Below are 1,476 nucleotides of genomic sequence, written 5' to 3' on the forward strand. Positions count from 1 at the left end.
CGGCACAGCAGCGTGAGGTTGCTCAGGTCTGTGGGTCCGCCGTGGCGGTGGGCGTGCATGTGGTGGGCTTCGCACCAGCCGACGGGGATATCGCAGTCGGGGAAGCTGCAGCCGCGGTCGCGTGCTTTGAGCAGTGTCATTTGGGTTGGGGTGGCGAAGCGGCCTTCTGTGCGGACTTTGACGTCGCGGGTGCCTGGTCTGGTGGCTGAGTAGTAGAACTTGCCTCCAGGGGAGAGCTGCAGGATGTCTTCGAGTCGTGTGTGGCCGCCTGCGGCTTCGACTTCGCCTTCGCCGCGTGCGAGCTGTTCAGCTGTGGCGGTGACGACGAGAGCGTAGGAGCCGGTCCCGGTGGGTTCGCTGGCGCCGCGGGTGATGAGGACTGAGAAGCGGTCGTGGCGGCGTGCTCCGTCGGGACGGGTGTCGTCGAAGACCGGTGCGATGGTCGGGTTGCCATCGGTTGTGGCTGCGTTCGCTTGGCAGCCGGCGTCCTCCCAGGAATCCGCGAACGGATCCATGGCGGGTGGGCCGAACGATGAGCCAGCGGCATCGAGGTGCCCGGCACCGGCCACAGTGGAGTCATCTTCTTCAGGGGACGCGGAGCCGCCTTGTGGATTGTCTGCTGCAGTGCGGACTGTCTCAACGATATCGGCAGGGCCTTGTTGGCGGTTGGTCAGCAGTGCGTTGAGGGTCAGCCCGGTTGTCGAGTCGAGGAGTCCGCGTAGGATCCAGTCGCCGTTGGTTTTCTGGTTGACGGTGACGAAGTAGTCATCGGGGTGGCTGGGTTCGGCTTCGAGTTTGCCGTCTGGGTCGAGGTAGCCGAGGATGCGCTTGCCGAGCACTCGGAATTCCTCGACGCGCAGGCCTGGGGCGTTTTCGACCAGGACCCGTTCGATGGCGGGTTTGTGTTCGGCGCGCACGCGTGGTGGCAGTGCGTCGATCTGTTTGATGATCGCTTGGGCCTGATCGACCGAGATGGTGCCTGCCTGCAGGCAGGCAGCAACTTCCGGCAGCTGGGCCGGGATCGGCTGGCCGGTTGTGCTGTGATGCTCCGTTAAGCAGCGGGCCATCGACAGCCGGCGACGGGCCTCGTACGTGGTGATGCGCATCTTCTGCTTCAGCAGTGCCGGCAGCTTCCGCACACCGTAGTGGCTGGGTTCGATCTGCTGGGACATGAGGCGTGTGCTCTGCGCGGTGGCGGATTCGAGTTTCCGGCGGACGAGCTCAAGTCCCTTGCCGATCGCGATCGCTGCGGCGCTGTCCAGGGCGGCATTGTGCTGGATCGTGGAGGCGGATTCTTCCAGTGCCGTGACCGCATCCAGCAGTTCGGGGCAGTGCGCCTTCAGCCGTGCGATGTCGGCAGCATCGAGGAACTCCGGATGGGCCTCAGCGGGCTGGGCGCCATCAGCTGGAACAGGTTCGGCGGTCATGGCAGATCACCTCCTTCGGTGTATCTGCCTCCAACCTAGATTGAGGCAC

Annotated in this window: 1 protein-coding gene; it reads right to left on the reverse strand. The window is 64.8% G+C overall.

Annotated elements, in window-relative coordinates:
- Positions 1-1,427: HNH endonuclease signature motif containing protein (locus M3C25_RS13075; protein WP_259857221.1), on the reverse strand; the 1,427-nt coding region annotated here is incomplete at its 3' end.
- Positions 1,428-1,476: the final 49 nt, after the last annotated feature.

The sequence above is a fragment of the Brevibacterium luteolum genome (genome assembly GCF_025147615.1).
GTDB lineage: Bacteria > Actinomycetota > Actinomycetes > Actinomycetales > Brevibacteriaceae > Brevibacterium > Brevibacterium luteolum.